Raw genomic sequence first — 15344 nt, 5'->3', positions numbered from 1 at the left:
TGTGACAACCCCCGAGAAAACCGCTTCACAAGCGTCGACAAGCCTCCCAGAGGTAGCGGACGTAACGGCGGGCTTCGAGGACAAGCGCGGGTTCAACCACTTTACTGAGCGCGCGCTGTCCACCATCGTCCAGCAGGCGATTCTCTCCGTGCCGGGCGTTGTCCAGCGCTCCTCCGGCCTGGAGAAGATCACCGGGCGCTCCTACCCACGGTTCAACATCGATGCAGACGACACCAACGGTAGCGTCTCCATCGACTCCACTATCGCTGTGACCTGGCCTTCGCCCGTCACGGCCGTGGCGGAAACCGTGCGCGACACGGTACGCACCTGGATCAGTCGATTCACGGGCATTGAAAACGTGTCCGTGAACGTAGCTGTCGGGCCCGTCGTGAACGTGCCGACGCGCGTCTCGATGAACCACCTCCTCGACTTTGGCCTGGAGCCAGCGACGATTCCCGTTCGCTACACGGAGACCATCCCCGTCTCCCCCACGGTCAAGCCACAACAGGAGCTGCGCCCCATCGACCGAGGCACCATTCCTGAGCTGCGCCCCATAGACCGCGGACGGCAGCCGGAGCTGCGCGCCATCGACGCGGGCACGATCCCCGAGGCCTGGTCCCCGGAGACTCCCGAACCGCGCTTCGTCCGTCCGACATCTCTACCGAACGCCAAACCGGTCATGTCGGTGCACACGCCGCAGCCGGTCACACCCGCATCCCCGCGTGTTACCCGCAACGCGAGCGTCATCTCCCCGAAGACGCCCCGCCCTGTGCAGGCAATTTCGCCCCGGGTGAAGGAATCCCGGCCGCTCATCCACCCATCCACGGTGGAAACACACGTCCGCAGCGTCGCCGCGCTACCGCCCATCCAGCCCGTGCCCGTGCGCACGCCGGCTCCGATCCGCGTCGTTTCCCCCCGGATTGTCTCCCGTGGGATTCCGGCGCACCGCCCGGCAGCACGACAGCATGAGCTAAAGCCCATTTCCATTAACAAGAATCGCGTAAAGGAGGTGCTACGAAATGAACGAGGTCGACACAATTTCCACTAGCTCCTACCTCGGATCCGAACCAGTTCGCGACCCGGGTGCCAAGTGGGTATCCGTCATCCTCGGTATCCTCCTTGTAGCGTTTGCCATCATCATCGGCCGTGAGTTCTGGGTTCTCTACGGAGACACCACCGCCACCAGTTGGCTGGAACCGGTCTACTCGTGGATCGGCACCCTGACCTACCAATCCTGGATGTTCCCCGTGGGCATCCTGCTGTGCGTCATTGCCCTCGTGCTTCTCTGCGTCACCTTCTGGCCACGCAAGAGCACCCACCGACAGATCGAATCCGCCACCTCCCTGTGGATGCGCCCCATCGACATCGCCCGCCTGTGCACCGCTCAGGCGGAGAAGGTTCCCGGCGTTCTCCACGCACATTCGACGGTGACCCCCAAACACATCACGGTCAGTGTCAATGGCGACACGACCACCGCAGAAGACCTCACCCGCCGCGTGACGGAGCACCTCACTCCGCACCTCGCGCACGTCGCAGGCGCACCCACGCTCACGGTGCATGTCAAGGAACCGGAAGGAGTAACTGAGCAATGAACAAAGCCCTAGCGGCATTCAACCGCATCGTCTCCTTCCTCGGCTTCCTTCTTTTTGCCTTGGTTGGCGCCCTGCTCATCGCCCTGCACTTCAATAACCCGTACGCCCAGTACGCCACCGAATTTGCAGACCAAGACGCATGGCGCACGCTATCCGACGCCCCCGCCTACCCGTGGATCCTCGGTCTCATCGGCATCGTTGCCCTCATCCTCGGCCTCTGGCTGATCCTGAGCAACTTCACCCGCAAGACCATCAACCGCGTCCCCTCCTCCGCGTCTAACCAGGATGGCAACATCAGCCTCGCCCTCGGGCGCATCGCTGATGCTATCGCCGAGACGTTTGAGGACATTCCCTTCGTGGAAAACGCCGGTGCCTCAGTGAAGGAATTCCGCGACCGCCCGGTCATGGACTTCACCATCACTGCCGACCCGCGTGTGAACTCGGTTCAGATCCGCGACCGTATTGAGCAGGCTAACCTCGACCTCCGCGAAGCGATTCGCGACGTCGATGTCGACTCCCGCTTCCGCCTCCACATGGAGCCTGTGCAGCGCAAGGCCGACTAGCCTCCCTCACGGCAAAGAGCGCAGCCACTTCGGTTGCGCTCTTTTTGTGTGTTCGATGGCCAGTCTGGATGGTGTTGCGGGATTGGTGGCATTCCGAACCTTGCTGGCCCCAACGCGGCCCGAACGGAACCAGCTACTCGGCCGTCCGCGTTACCCGGGCTGCACTCGGTACCTTGGGGTCCCAACGCGGCCCGGCAGGTGGATTGCTCTCGGCAGCAACGCGGGGCTGGGCCGCATTCCGAACCTTGCTGGCCCCAACGCGGCCCAAACGGAACCAGCTACTAAGCCGTCCGCGCTACCCGGGCCACACTCGGTACCTTGGATTCCCAACGCGGCCCGGCAGGTGGACTGCTCTCGGCAGCAACGCGGGACTGGGCCACATTCCGAACCTTGCTGGCCCCAACGCGGCCCAAACGGAACCAGCTACTAAGCCATCCGCGCTACCCGGGCCACACTCGGTACCTTGGATTCCCAACGCGGCCCGGCAGGTGGACTGCTCTCGGCAGCAACGCGGGGCTGGGCCGCATTCCGAACCTTGCTGGCCCCAACGCGGCCCAAACGGAACCAGCTACTAAGCCATCCGCGCCACCCGGGCCACATTCGGTACACGTGGCAACAGAACACGGCCCGACAGGATTCGGCCACGCGCCAAAGGAAGCGCTCGGGCCACCTTTCGTGCTTAGCGGGTTAGAGAAGGATGTCGATGAGTCCCCAGAGTGCAAGGACGTAGGCTGCCACGGTAATGGGAACCTCCATCATGCCAACCTTCTTTGCGGTGAAGGCCACACCGCGATCCTGCAGCATGGGGACGCGAACGGCTCGGTACAGTGCTGCAGCCATGACCAGGGGGCACAGAATGACATAGATCTTGGGGCACATAATCGCTGCGGCGATGGCTGCAACAAGGCACAGGACGTGGTACGAAACCGAGGCAAGGCGGAACTTTCGATCGCCGCGTTTGCGGATGACGGACTTGACGTACATCGTCGTCGAGAAGTGATAGAGGCCGATGAAGATGGTGACGGCGAAAATGGGGCCGGTGGGGCGGGTGACCAGGTGCAAAACCGCAGGGATGATGAAGGCGGAGGCGAAGGTCGTCGAAAAGCCAGAGAGAAGTGAGCGGGGCCGTCCACGCCAGCTTTCGTAGGTGGCTACGGCTATGAGAATCCCGAAGGGAATGCCCCAAACGAGCAGGTGGGGGTACAAGACGACGGCGATGGTGCAGGCGACCGCACAAGTCGGACCGTAGACCTCAAGGGGCCGAGCGTAGAGGCGACGGCGGGAAGGGTTGCGAGCCTTCACCCACAGCCCGAACGCGAAGAACGTAAAGTAGCCCATCAGCCACGCGACGAGGATGGCCACGAGCGCAATGGCGACGAGCCCGGGCTCTGAAGAGGAGCCGCAAACCAGGGCCACAACGAGCGCGATGGTAGCGACGATGGCGGGGCCAAGGAGCATGGACCAGGCGCCGTGCTGGTTGGGTAACCAGGCGGAGACGTGCGGCTTGCGGGACTGTATAGAACTTTTTGTTGTCACCTAACTCATACTAATAGATGAGACTTTGAGCAAAAGAAAACCCCCGACACGAGTCGGGGGTTTCTCAAGAGCTAAGAGCTGGTGTTACTTGATGATCTTGGTAACACGGCCAGCGCCCACGGTGCGGGAGCCCTCGCGGATAGCGAAGCGCAGGCCCTCGTCCATGGCGACGGGCTGGATGAGCTCAACGGTCATGTCGACGTTATCGCCAGGCATAACCATCTCGGTGCCCTCGGGAAGCTTCACAACACCGGTCACGTCAGTGGTACGGAAGTAGAACTGCGGACGGTAGTTGTCGAAGAACGGCGTGTGGCGGCCGCCCTCGTCCTTGGACAGAACGTAGACAGAGCCCTCGAAGTTGGTGTGAGGGGTGTAAGCGCCGGGCTTGATAACAACCTGGCCACGCTCGACCTCTTCGCGCTTGGTACCACGGAGAAGCAGACCACAGTTGTCGCCAGCCTCGGTGTAGTCCATCTGCTTGCGGAACATCTCGATACCGGTAACGGTGGTGGAGATGGCCTTGTCCTTGATGCCAATGATCTCAACGTCCTCGTTGATGTTCAGCTTGCCACGCTCGACACGGCCCGTAACCACGGTGCCACGGCCGGTGATGGTGAAGATGTCCTCGATCGGCATGAGGAACGGGTGGTCGATGTCGCGAACCGGATCCGGGATGGAGTTGTCGCAGGCATCCATGAGCTCCATGATGGAGTCTTCCCACTTCTTGTCGCCCTCGAGAGCCTTGAGAGCGGAGATGCGGACGATCGGAGCCTCTTCGTCGTAGTCCTGCTCAGCCAGAAGCTCGCGGACCTCCATCTCGACGAGCTCGATGAGCTCCTCATCGTCAACCATGTCGCACTTGTTCAGAGCAACGAGGATGTAGGGGACGCCCACCTGGCGGGCGAGGAGCACGTGTTCGCGGGTCTGCGGCATCGGGCCGTCGGTAGCGGCAACCACGAGGATTGCGCCGTCCATCTGAGCGGCACCGGTGATCATGTTCTTGATGTAGTCGGCGTGACCCGGGGCGTCAACGTGTGCGTAGTGACGCTTCTCCGTCTGGTACTCCACGTGGGAGATGTTGATGGTAATGCCACGCTCCTTCTCCTCCGGAGCCTTATCGATGTTGTCGAACGGCGTCGACTCGTTAAGGTCGGGGAAGCGCTCTGCCAGCACCTTGGTGATGGCAGCCGTCGTGGTGGTCTTACCGTGGTCAACGTGACCAATGGTACCAATGTTAACGTGCGGCTTGGTACGCTCGAACTTCGCCTTTGCCACTTCTTTGTCCTCCTGGACTCGCGGTGGCCACGGATCTCGCAGCCACAAGTTGATTAATACTTACATTGTCTATGCCCGCCGCCGTCAATAGTTACTGGCAGGCAGAAGGCACAGAAAATTTTTGTGCCAGTTACATAATCCTAGGTAGTTCTATGGACATTTTCAAACTAGCACGTCACAGTCGGCCTTAGGGGTAACGGCCAGCTCACCTGCAAGCGGTGACTCTTGTAGGTCAGCTGACCATTACCCCGCGTCCAGTCCCGGGCAGGAGATCCCTACCCGGGCGGGACGGCCATGATGGAGTTTTAGTTGCCGGTACGCTCGGCGATGATCTCCTGAGCCACGTTCGAGGGAACCTCGCCGTAGGAGTCGAAGATCATGGTGTAGTTGGCGCGACCCTGCGTCTTGGAGCGCAGGTCACCAACGTAGCCGAACATCTGGGACAGCGGCACCTTGGCCTTGACCACCTTCGCGCCGGAGCGATCCTCCATTGCGCTGACCTGGCCACGGCGGGCGTTCACGTCACCGATAACTTCGCCCATGTACTCCTCAGGCGTGATGATCTCAACTGCCATGAGGGGCTCAAGAAGAACAGGCTTTGCCTTGGCAACAGCTTCCTTCAGAGCCTGGGAACCAGCAATCTTGAAGGCCATCTCAGAGGAGTCAACCTCGTGGTACTGTCCGTCGAGAACGGTTGCCTTGATGTTCACCAGCGGGAAGCCGGCGAGGTAACCGTACTGCATGGCGTCCTGGATACCAGCGTCGACAGACGGGATGTATTCCTTCGGAATGCGGCCACCGGTAACGGCATTCTCGAACTTGTACGTTGCGGACTCGCCCTCTTCCAGGGTCTCCGGATCCGGGTTGTACGGCTCGATGGAGATGATGACCTTAGCGAACTGGCCGGAACCACCGGTCTGCTTCTTGTGGGTGTATTCCAACTTCTCCACGGGCTTGCGGATCGTCTCGCGGTAAGCAACCTGCGGGGCACCAACGTTAGCCTCAACCTTGAACTCGCGCTTCATGCGGTCAACAAGGATGTCCAGGTGGAGCTCGCCCATGCCGCCGATAACGGTCTGGCCGGTCTCCTCATCGAGCTTCACGGTGAAGGTCGGATCCTCCTCGGCCAGCTTCTGAATAGCAGTGCCGAGCTTCTCCTGGTCAGCCTTGGACTTCGGCTCAATGGCGACCTCGATAACCGGATCCGGGAAGTCCATGGACTCGAGGATGATCGGATCGTGCTCGTCACACAACGTGTCACCAGTGGTGGTGTGCTTGAGACCGATGAAGGCGTAGATGTTACCGGCGTGAGCAACGTCTACCGGCTGCTCCTTATTGGAGTGCATCTGGAAGATCTTGCCGACGCGCTCCTTGGAATCCTTGGTGGAGTTCAAGGTGGTGTTGCCGGGCTCGATGGTGCCGGAGTACACACGCACGTAGGTCAGCTTGCCGAAGAACGGGTGAACCGCGATCTTGAAGGCCAGAGCGGAGAACGGTGCGGACTCGTCCGGCTTACGGGTCAGCTCGGTGGACTCGTCGCCCATCTTATGACCGTGAACCTCGCCGATGTCCAGCGGGTTCGGCAGGTAATCAACAACAGCGTCGAGCAGCGGTTGGACACCCTTGTTGTGGTAGGCGGTACCGCAGTAAACCGGGTAGATCTCGGAAGCAACCGTCATCTTACGGATAGCGCCCTTGATCTCGTCCATGGTGAGCTCTTCGCCGGAGAAGTACTTGTCCATGAGAGCCTCGTCGGACTCAGCAACGGTCTCAATGAGCTTCTCGTGATACTCCTGAGCCTTGTCCTTGAGATCGTCTGGGATCTCCTCAATGGTCGGCTCTGCGCCCACGTCCACCTTGCCACGCCACGTAATGGCCTTCATCTCGAGCAGGTCGACGACGCCGTCGAAGGCATCCTCCGCACCGATCGGGAGCTGCATAACCAGCGGCTTAGCGCCGAGGCGGTCGATGATGGTCTGAACGGTGTAGTAAAAGTCCGCACCGAGCTTGTCCATCTTGTTCACGAAGCAGATACGCGGAACGTCGTACTTAGCAGCCTGACGCCACACCTGCTCGGACTGGGGCTCAACGCCTTCCTTGCCGTCGAACACGGCGACTGCGCCGTCGAGGACGCGGAGCGAACGCTCCACCTCCACGGTGAAGTCCACGTGGCCAGGGGTATCGATAATGTTAATCTGGTGGTTATTCCAGAAACAGGTCACGGCGGCGGAGGTAATCGTAATGCCGCGTTCCTTCTCCTGCTCCATCCAGTCCGTCGTGGAGGCACCGTCGTGGGTCTCGCCAACCTTGCGGTTGATGCCGGTGTAGAACAGGATACGTTCGGTCGTGGTCGTCTTACCAGCATCGATGTGGGCCATGATGCCGATATTGCGGACCTTGTGAAGATCTTTAAGCACTTCTTGTGCCACAGTAGTTCCCCAAATCGTATTATTGCGGCAGTTCCCCACCGACAGTGCCGGAGCCCGGCCACAGCGGAGAAAATACCGTTTTGGATAATGTACGTTTGTTTATCTTGCCATCACAGGAGCTGCCGCGCATGGCGGAAGCTGATGACCGAAAAAATTTCTACCAGCGGTAGTGAGCGAAGGCGCGGTTGGCCTCTGCCATCTTGTGGGTGTCCTCGCGGCGCTTCACCGAAGCACCGAGGCCGTTAGCGGCATCGAGAATCTCGTTAGCCAGACGCTCTTCCATCGTGTTCTCCCGACGCTGACGAGTGAAGCTCACGAGCCAGCGAAGAGCGAGCGTGTTGGCGCGGCCGGCGCGAACCTCAACCGGGACCTGGTAGGTAGCGCCACCGACGCGGCGGGAGCGAACCTCGAGCTCGGGGCGAATGTTGCCGAGAGCCTTCTCCAGGGTGCCGACCGGATCGGTACCGGTCTTCTCACGGCAAGCCTCGAGGGCGCCGTACACGATACGCTCGGCGGTAGCCTTCTTGCCATCGACGAGAACCTTGTTCACCAGCTGAGTAACGAGAGCGGAGTTGTAAACCGGGTCCTTTACCAGCTGGCGCTGGGGTGCCTTACCTTTACGCATTGTTTCTTACTTCTCCTTCTTCGCGCCGTAGCGGGAACGTGCCTGCTTGCGATCCTTCACACCCTGGGTGTCGAGGGAGCCGCGGATGATCCTGTAACGAACACCCGGGAGGTCCTTCACACGACCGCCACGAACGAGCACCATGGAGTGCTCCTGGAGGTTGTGGCCCTCGCCGGGGATGTAGGCGGAAACCTCGATGCCGGAGGTCAGGCGAACACGCGCAACCTTACGGAGAGCGGAGTTCGGCTTCTTCGGGGTGGTGGTGTACACACGGGTGCACACGCCGCGACGCTGAGGGGATCCCTTCAGAGCAGCGGTCTTTACTTTCGACTTCTTGCTGTGGCGGCCCTTACGGACCAGCTGCTGAATTGTTGGCATTAACCGTCTTTCCTCAAAAATTGTCTTTTTTAGCCTGACGCTCGACGACCCGACTTTTCGTGAGCCCTCTTGCGAGAGGCCGCGGGCGACGGCCCCTGCAGACCGTCCGACATGAAACTTCAAGCTTTGTGCGAAAACCCAAGGTATTTTAACCGTGCGAAACCCAGTCAGCCGCTCTCGCTGGCCTACTGGGTGATTCTCGCTCCCGAAACTTAAACGGGACTGGAATAGCACACTACATTGTTAGAGGCGAAATTCCAAACCCCACGGGCTAGACCTGCAGCTTTCGCACTTCAGCGTCTACAACGTCGAGTTCGTGGAGCATCGCACGGGGACTTTTTTGCTCAATAGTGCTCAAGCGCTCCAGGAGTTCGTTGAGCTCTGTCACCATCGCGCCCGTGGACTCGATTTCGGCAGCCACGGCACTGATGAGATCCGGCATATCGATGGATGGCCCGAACTCCTTCACGTTCTTCCACCAGTCCATAATCATCTGCTGGGGAATCTCCACGAGGCTCAATACGCCGCGGAGACGACGTTCACACCGGCCAAGGTTCTGCCCATAGCTCGCCACATCCTTGCCCATTGCTTCCACTTCCGTGGTCAGGGCGCTGGTGAGTGTTCTCATCGACGCGATTCCTGCGAAGCCGTCTGCGGTTTCCCGCACAAAGCTGGCGAGGGAATGCGTCTGGACGCGGGCGAGAGCGATTGTGTAGCGGGCACTATCGATGCATGAGCGCAGTTCAGCGAGCTTATTAGCCAAATCGTCGACGTAGTCCGCAACGATGCTTCCCATAGAAACGGCCACGTTGAGCGGGATCGATTCCATCGGCGTGAGCTTGGAGCTCCACGCCTCTGCCTGTTCCTTGAGTTGCGCAGTATGCTCGAGCGATTGCTTCGTCCTGCCGGCTACTACTGTGAGCCTTTCGGCCAGCTCGGCCATGGCATCCTGGCGGCTGCTCCACGCCTCTTCCTCGGTCCGCAGCCGACTCACGGCTTGGGACAGAGGGGCAAGGGATCCGTCGGAAACATCCCACAGCGTCATCTCACCGCAGGCTGCCTCCCACGCGGCGATCTCGTGCGGCAGAAGGAATCGCTGCAACTCGTCGTAGGTGCCAAAGCCGTAGTCCCCAACTTTGTCGTTGATGAATGTGGCGCCCCTTTCGGCTGCGTCACGGCGGTTCTTCCCCTGCCCTAGGAGGACATCTTCTTCCGCCCTGGTTTCGCCGTAGAGCCACCAAATCTTCGATGCGAAGTCGGGGTCGCTCACCCGCGTGCGCACGGACAGGTAGCCACCCTCCGCCAATGGGGTCACAGTGGACAGCACCTCATATGGGAGGCCGTCTTTTGCTTGGTTGCGCACGTAGGCAACGAACGGTTTGCCCGCCTGGAGGGTGTCCCACATGAGACGGAAGGCTCCGCCAGGCATCTCGGGGTTTCGAATGATGTTGTGCGGTGAGCCAGTGAGCTCCTCGCGGGAGTAACGGGAGATGTCTACAAAGACAGAGTTAGCATCGGTAATTACGCCTTTGTCGTCAGTGACAGAGAAAAAGATCTGCTGCGGTCCAACGTCATGCTTCTGGTCAGTCATGATGAATTTTTTCCACAATCGCTTCGCTAGGAGTGGCCACCAACAGGTGACCGGTGAACTTTTTTACTTTATCACTGGTTCATGAGAATTTCTTAGCTTTGAGAACAAAACCTACCCCTGCTACGTACAATGGTGCTGTGACTCACCCAGACCGCCGCGCAGGCGATAAAGACCGCGAATCCACCCTCGCTATCCTCCGCACCGCCGTCGATTCAGGACAGCTCAGCGTGTCAGAATTCGATTCCCGCTGTTCTCTGGCTTGTTCCGCGACGACCATGGGGGAACTCGTTTCACTTGTCGACGATCTGCAGGAACTCGGGCCCTCGTCTGCTACCCCCGTACTCGATCCGGGACGCTCCACAGACCTCGCCCTTTTCGGGGGTACTGTTCGCTCGGGAGTCTGGGCGTGCGGGAAGAGATACACACCCGTCGCCATCTTCGGCGGAATTGACATCGACCTCCGGAATGTCCAATTGCAGACCAATCCGACGGTCATTTACTGCGTCGCAGCGTTCGGCGGAATCGATATCTACGCACCCCGGGGGATGATTGTCGACGTGCGCGGTCACGGTGTCTTTGGTGGTTTCGACACCGACGGCGAAGCGGCCCCCTCCCCCGACAGTCCTGTCGTGTACGTCGACGGCATCGCCCTCTTCGGAGGCGTCGAGGTGCACTTCACATAAAAGAACCCGTGTGCGTATGCACACGGGTGAGGTGTAGAGGCTCTACTACGGGGCGGGGGTCTCCACAGCGGTTTCCGTCACCATCGTCGTGGCGTCGACGGTGGTTGCCTCGGGAGACACGGTCTCGGTCACTTCCGTCGTGACATCGACAGTGGTGGTTGCAGGAGCGACCTCGCCATCGTCCTTCTGGCCACCAAGCAGCCACCACAGGAGCGCAGCGAGGAGCAGCAAGACGATCACGCCGATGACCCAGGGAAGGGCCGAGCCCTTCTTCTCGGCGTATTCGACAACGCGCTGCGGGCGCTCGCGATGGGTTTCCACCACGGGCTGCTCGGTGACGCGCTCAACGTGGGTCTCCTGTGCAGGGATGACCTTTTCTACACGCTCAGGGGTTTGTTCAGTGTGAAATTCGGGGTTTACGCGGGTCGTGTCATCGGCGGAGAAGGTGTGGGAACCACCGTCGATGTTGTCCGGATTAAGGTTATGCTTATCAGTCATGTCCACCAGAGTACAGCCATTCCGCTCAGCGTGCCAGGCAAAGAACGAAAAAGTGGGCCTCACAAACGCGAGGCCCACCTTATTTTTGCCGGTCAGGCACCTTTTTAGAAGGCCGTGTCATCCAGCGGCACAGATGCGCCGGTGTACTCGGCATATGCATCCTCGCCGCCGTAAATGGCATCGCTATACGTCGGGATGGAGTACGTCGCGTTGCGCGCAGCCTCCGTCGGTTTGACGGAAATGTTGCGGTAGCGCGAGATACCCGTACCAGCGGGGATGAGCTTACCGATGATCACGTTCTCCTTCAGGCCGATGAGCTTGTCGGAGCGCTTGTTGATCGCTGCATCCGTGAGAACACGGGTGGTCTCCTGGAAGGAGGCGGCCGACAGCCAGGACTCCGTGGCCAGGGAGGCCTTGGTGATACCCATGATCTCCACGCGGAGGTCGGCGGGCGTGCCGCCTTCCTTACGCACCTCGGTGTTGACGATCTTCGCCTCGGAGATGTCGACGAGCGTACCCGGCAGGTAGTCCGTGGTACCCGGGTCGATGACCGTGGCACGACGAAGCATCTGACGGATGATGATCTCGATGTGCTTGTCGTGGATGGCCACACCCTGGGTCCGGTACACGGCCTGAACCTCGTCGATAAGGTGCTTCTCCACACCGCGACGTCCGAGCACAGCGAGGACATCGTGCGGATCGGCGGGACCGCGCAGGAGACGGTCACCCATCTCTACGTGGTCGCCGTCGGCAATTGCACGATCCGTCGTAGCGCCGGGGATGCCGGGCAGCGGAACGGTGATCTGAGCAAGGCCCTGGCGCTTGGAGAGCTTCTCGTACACCTTCTCCTCGGAGCCGTCGTCAGGCTCGATGGTGAGGGTGTAGAAGTTCGAACCGTCGTCCTCGAGGTGAACCGTACCGGACACCTCGGCGATCGGGGCCTTGTTCTTGGGCACGCGGGCCTCGAACAGCTCCTGTACACGGGGCAGACCGCCGGTGATGTCGCCACCGACACCGCCCTGGTGGAACGTACGCATTGTCAGCTGCGTACCAGGCTCACCAATGGACTGTGCAGCAACGATACCCACAGCCTCGCCGATATCGACGAGGTGGCCAGAAGCCATGGACTTGCCGTAGCACTTAGCACAGACACCGGACGGTGTCTGGCAGGTGAGCACGGAGCGTACCTTGATCTCCTCAACGCCCTTGTCCACCAGGGTGTCGATGTTCATATCCGTCAGGTCTGCACCGGCCTCGAGCACAACGTTGCCGTCAGCATCGGTGGCATCCTGCGCGAGGACACGACCAGAAACGGACGTTTCGATGAGACCGTCGCGCTCGTAGCCCACAATGGTGCCCTCGGAGTCGCGCTGCGCGTGGCAGACAGCGACGCGAACACCCTGGTGGGTGCCACAGTCCTCCTCTCGGACGATGACATCCTGTGCCACGTCCACGAGACGACGGGTGAGGTAACCGGAGTCAGCGGTACGCAGAGCCGTATCGGCCAGGCCCTTACGGGAACCGTGGGAGTTGTTGAAGTACTCCAACACGTTCAGACCTTCACGGAACGATGTCTTAATCGGGCGGGTGATGTACTCGCCGCGGGAGTTCACAACCATGCCCTTCATGCCGGCCAGGGTCCACAGCTGGCGCATGTTACCGGCAGCACCCGACTTCACGATCATCGGAATCGGGTTGTCATCCGGGTACAGGTTCTCCACTGCCTTACCGACGACGTCGGTAGCGTCCTTCCACAGCTCCACCAGGCGGTCGTAGCGCTCGCGCTGGGTAAGGGCACCCTTGACCCAGTACTTGTTCTCGACCTCGGCAGCTGCCTTCTCGTAGCGCTCGAGGATCTCCTTCTTGTTCGGGAGAACAAGCACGTCACTCATGGTGATGGTAACGCCGGAACGGGTGGCCCAGTAGAAGCCACAGTCCTTCATCTTGTCCACCGTCTGCGCGATGGTGATCATCGGGTACTTGGCGGCCAGATCGTTAATCACGTCACCGAGGAGGATCTTGCCCTCTCCGCCGCCCTTACGGACCATGACGCCCTCGAGGTAGGGGTAGTTCCACGGCAGCAGCTCGTTGAAGTAGATGCGACCGAGCGTTGTCATCGCCGTCCACGTGTCACCACGCTGCCAGCCATCGGGGAACTGTTCTGCCTCGATGTCTGCCGGCGGGCGCAGGTGCGAGATGCGCACGCGGATCGGTGCCTGCAGGCCAATCTGCTCGCGGTCGTAGGCCATGATGGCCTCCGCCACGGAGGAGTACTCGCCCTCGGCCGGGTGATCCGTGGTCGCCGACTTATAACGGCCCTGGCCACCAATCTCATCCTCGCGCTTATCCATCGTGAGGAAGTAGAGGCCGGTCACCATGTCCAGACGTGGCATAGCCAGCGGCTTACCGGATGCCGGGGACAAAATGTTGTTGGAAGCCAGCATCAGGATGCGGGCCTCGGCCTGTGCCTCAGCGGACAGCGGCAGGTGAACAGCCATCTGGTCACCGTCGAAGTCGGCGTTGAAAGCCTCACAGGCCAGCGGGTGCAGCTGGATAGCCTTGCCCTCGACGAGCTTCGGCTCGAAGGCCTGAATGCCGAGGCGGTGCAGCGTCGGTGCACGGTTCAGCATCACCGGGTGCTCGGAAATGGCCTCTTCCAGCACGTCCCACACCTCGGGACGCTGGCGCTCCACCATGCGCTTCGCGCTCTTGATGTTCTGCGCGTACTCGTTTTCCACGAGGCGCTTCATCACGAACGGCTTAAACAGCTCAAGTGCCATGAGCTTAGGCAGACCGCATTCGTGCAGCTTCAGCTGCGGGCCAACGATAATCACGGAACGGCCGGAGTAGTCAACACGCTTACCCAGCAGGTTCTGACGGAAACGGCCCTGCTTGCCCTTGAGCAGGTCGCTCAGCGACTTGAGGGCACGGTTACCCGGACCAGTGACGGCACGGCCGTGACGGCCGTTGTCGAACAGCGCGTCGACGGATTCCTGCAGCATGCGCTTCTCGTTGTTGACGATGATCTCGGGCGCTCCGAGGTCAATCATGCGCTTGAGGCGGTTGTTGCGGTTGATCACACGCCGGTAGAGGTCGTTGAGGTCAGAGGTGGCGAAGCGGCCACCATCGAGCTGCACCATCGGGCGCAGCTCCGGCGGGATGACCGGGATGCAATCCAGAATCATCGAGGCCGGATCGTTGCCGGAGCGCTGGAACGCGGCGACAACCTTGAGGCGCTTGAGGGCACGCATCTTCTTTTGGCCCTTGCCCTCCTTGATGATGGTGCGGAGGTTCTCCGCCTCAGCATCGAGGTCAAAGTTACGCACGAGGGTCTGGATAGCCTCAGCGCCCATGCCGCCGGTGAAGTAATCCTCGTAGCGGTCTACGAGCTCTTCGTAGATGGTCTCATCGATGATCATCTGCTTCGGGGCAAGCTTGACAAAGGTGTTCCAGATCTCGTCGAGACGCTCAATCTCGCGCTCAGCGGCCTGGCGGATGTGGGTCATCTCACGGTTCGCGGCGGACTGAACCTTCTTGCGGGCATCCGCCTTAGCGCCGTTTGCCTCCAGCTCAGCGAGGTCCTCTTCGAGCTTCTGAGCGCGCTCCTGGATCTCCTCTTCTGCGTCAGCCTCAACATCCTTCTTCTCCAGAAGCATGTCTGCCTCAAGCGTGGTGAGGTCGTCGTGGCGAGCCTCCTCATCAACGGTGGTGATGATGTTGGCTGCGAAGTAAATCACGCGCTCCAAGTCCTTCGGAGCGAGATCCAGAAGGTAGCCCAGGCGGGAGGGAACACCCTTGAAGTACCAGATGTGCGTAACCGGGGCGGCGAGCTCAATGTGGCCCATGCGCTCACGGCGCACCTTGGACTTGGTCACCTCAACGCCACAGCGCTCACAGATAATGCCCTTGTAGCGGACGCGCTTGTACTTACCGCACTGGCACTCCCAGTCGCGGGTAGGTCCGAAGATACGCTCGCAGAACAGGCCGTCCTTCTCTGGCTTCAGGGTGCGGTAGTTAATGGTCTCCGGCTTCTTCACCTCGCCCTTGGACCAACGACGGATGTCGTCAGCGGAGGCAAGGCCGATGCGGAGTTCGTCAAAGTAGTTGACGTCGAGCACAGTTAAAACCTTTCACTCGTGTCTTTCACACGAGGCTTTTCGTCTTTTTAAGAGTA

Annotated in this window: 12 protein-coding genes; 4 read left to right on the top strand and 8 right to left on the bottom strand. The window is 60.4% G+C overall.

Annotated features, from left to right (window positions below; translation table 11 throughout):
- The first annotated feature begins 1 nt into the window (after position 1).
- The 3 genes from CGLUCO_RS02255 to amaP are packed head-to-tail and all read left to right on the top strand — an operon-like array spanning position 2 to position 2155.
- Entirely contained in the window at positions 2–1048 is a 1047-nt protein-coding gene (locus tag CGLUCO_RS02255) for an Asp23/Gls24 family envelope stress response protein (RefSeq protein ID WP_084036615.1), read from the top strand.
- Positions 1020–1592, top strand: a complete 573-nt coding sequence (locus CGLUCO_RS02250; RefSeq protein ID WP_005390557.1) for a DUF6286 domain-containing protein — start codon at positions 1020–1022, stop codon at positions 1590–1592. The genes CGLUCO_RS02255 and CGLUCO_RS02250 overlap by 29 nt, the downstream gene beginning before the upstream one ends.
- A complete protein-coding gene (gene amaP, locus CGLUCO_RS02245; RefSeq protein ID WP_005394811.1) occupies positions 1589–2155 on the top strand; it encodes an alkaline shock response membrane anchor protein AmaP in 567 nt (188 codons plus the stop codon). Before CGLUCO_RS02250 ends, amaP begins: the two co-directional genes overlap by 4 nt.
- Before the next feature lie 687 nt (positions 2156–2842).
- Here the strand turns inward: amaP and CGLUCO_RS02240 are convergent.
- From CGLUCO_RS02240 to CGLUCO_RS02215, 6 genes are all read right to left on the bottom strand, one after another.
- Positions 2843–3691 carry a YwiC-like family protein gene (locus CGLUCO_RS02240; protein WP_084036614.1) on the bottom strand — a complete coding sequence of 283 codons (849 nt, stop codon included), beginning with the start codon at positions 3689–3691 and terminating at the stop codon, positions 2843–2845.
- Between the two features lie 84 nt (positions 3692–3775).
- Entirely contained in the window at positions 3776–4966 is a 1191-nt protein-coding gene (tuf, locus tag CGLUCO_RS02235) for an elongation factor Tu (protein WP_005390564.1), read from the bottom strand.
- A gap of 305 nt (positions 4967–5271) precedes the next feature.
- On the bottom strand, positions 5272–7395 hold the full coding sequence (gene fusA / locus CGLUCO_RS02230; protein ID WP_070740307.1) for an elongation factor G: 2124 nt from the start codon (positions 7393–7395) through the stop codon (positions 5272–5274).
- A gap of 157 nt (positions 7396–7552) precedes the next feature.
- Positions 7553–8020, bottom strand: a complete 468-nt coding sequence (rpsG, locus tag CGLUCO_RS02225; protein ID WP_005390567.1) for a 30S ribosomal protein S7 — start codon at positions 8018–8020, stop codon at positions 7553–7555.
- Between the two features lie 6 nt (positions 8021–8026).
- Complete coding sequence (rpsL, locus tag CGLUCO_RS02220; RefSeq protein WP_005390569.1) at positions 8027–8398, bottom strand: 30S ribosomal protein S12; 372 nt, start codon at positions 8396–8398, stop codon at positions 8027–8029.
- 271 nt (positions 8399–8669) lie between these two features.
- Positions 8670–9989, bottom strand: a complete 1320-nt coding sequence (locus CGLUCO_RS02215; RefSeq protein WP_232621896.1) for a PAS domain-containing protein — start codon at positions 9987–9989, stop codon at positions 8670–8672.
- A 137-nt stretch (positions 9990–10126) separates the two neighbouring features.
- Between CGLUCO_RS02215 and CGLUCO_RS02210 the strand changes: the two genes are divergently transcribed.
- Positions 10127–10672, top strand: a complete 546-nt coding sequence (locus tag CGLUCO_RS02210; RefSeq protein ID WP_084036613.1) for a DUF1707 SHOCT-like domain-containing protein — start codon at positions 10127–10129, stop codon at positions 10670–10672.
- Positions 10673–10717: 45 nt separating this feature from the next.
- Here CGLUCO_RS02210 and CGLUCO_RS02205 read toward each other — a convergent pair whose 3' ends face one another.
- Positions 10718–11170, bottom strand: coding sequence for a hypothetical protein (locus tag CGLUCO_RS02205; protein ID WP_232621897.1), 453 nt, complete (start codon positions 11168–11170; stop codon positions 10718–10720).
- 104 nt (positions 11171–11274) lie between these two features.
- Complete coding sequence (locus CGLUCO_RS02200; protein ID WP_084036611.1) at positions 11275–15288, bottom strand: DNA-directed RNA polymerase subunit beta'; 4014 nt, start codon at positions 15286–15288, stop codon at positions 11275–11277.
- Positions 15289–15344 lie beyond the last annotated feature (56 nt).

Source organism: Corynebacterium glucuronolyticum DSM 44120 (genome assembly GCF_030440595.1).
Classification (GTDB): domain Bacteria; phylum Actinomycetota; class Actinomycetes; order Mycobacteriales; family Mycobacteriaceae; genus Corynebacterium; species Corynebacterium glucuronolyticum.
The sequence above is the reverse complement of the archived record's forward strand: the minus strand, read 5'-3'. Positions and strand labels throughout refer to the sequence as shown.

What these genes read in the sequence shown, in the direction of transcription:
- CGLUCO_RS02215 (WP_232621896.1), bottom strand. Translation starts at nt 9,989, where the DNA reads ATGACTGACCAGAAGCATGACGTTGGACCGCAGCAGATCTTTTTCTCT.
- rpsG (WP_005390567.1), bottom strand. Translation starts at nt 8,020, where the DNA reads ATGCGTAAAGGTAAGGCACCCCAGCGCCAGCTGGTAAAGGACCCGGTT.
- CGLUCO_RS02205 (WP_232621897.1), bottom strand. Translation starts at nt 11,170, where the DNA reads ATGACTGATAAGCATAACCTTAATCCGGACAACATCGACGGTGGTTCC.
- amaP (WP_005394811.1), top strand. Translation starts at nt 1,589, where the DNA reads ATGAACAAAGCCCTAGCGGCATTCAACCGCATCGTCTCCTTCCTCGGC.
- rpsL (WP_005390569.1), bottom strand. Translation starts at nt 8,398, where the DNA reads ATGCCAACAATTCAGCAGCTGGTCCGTAAGGGCCGCCACAGCAAGAAG.
- CGLUCO_RS02250 (WP_005390557.1), top strand. Translation starts at nt 1,020, where the DNA reads ATGAACGAGGTCGACACAATTTCCACTAGCTCCTACCTCGGATCCGAA.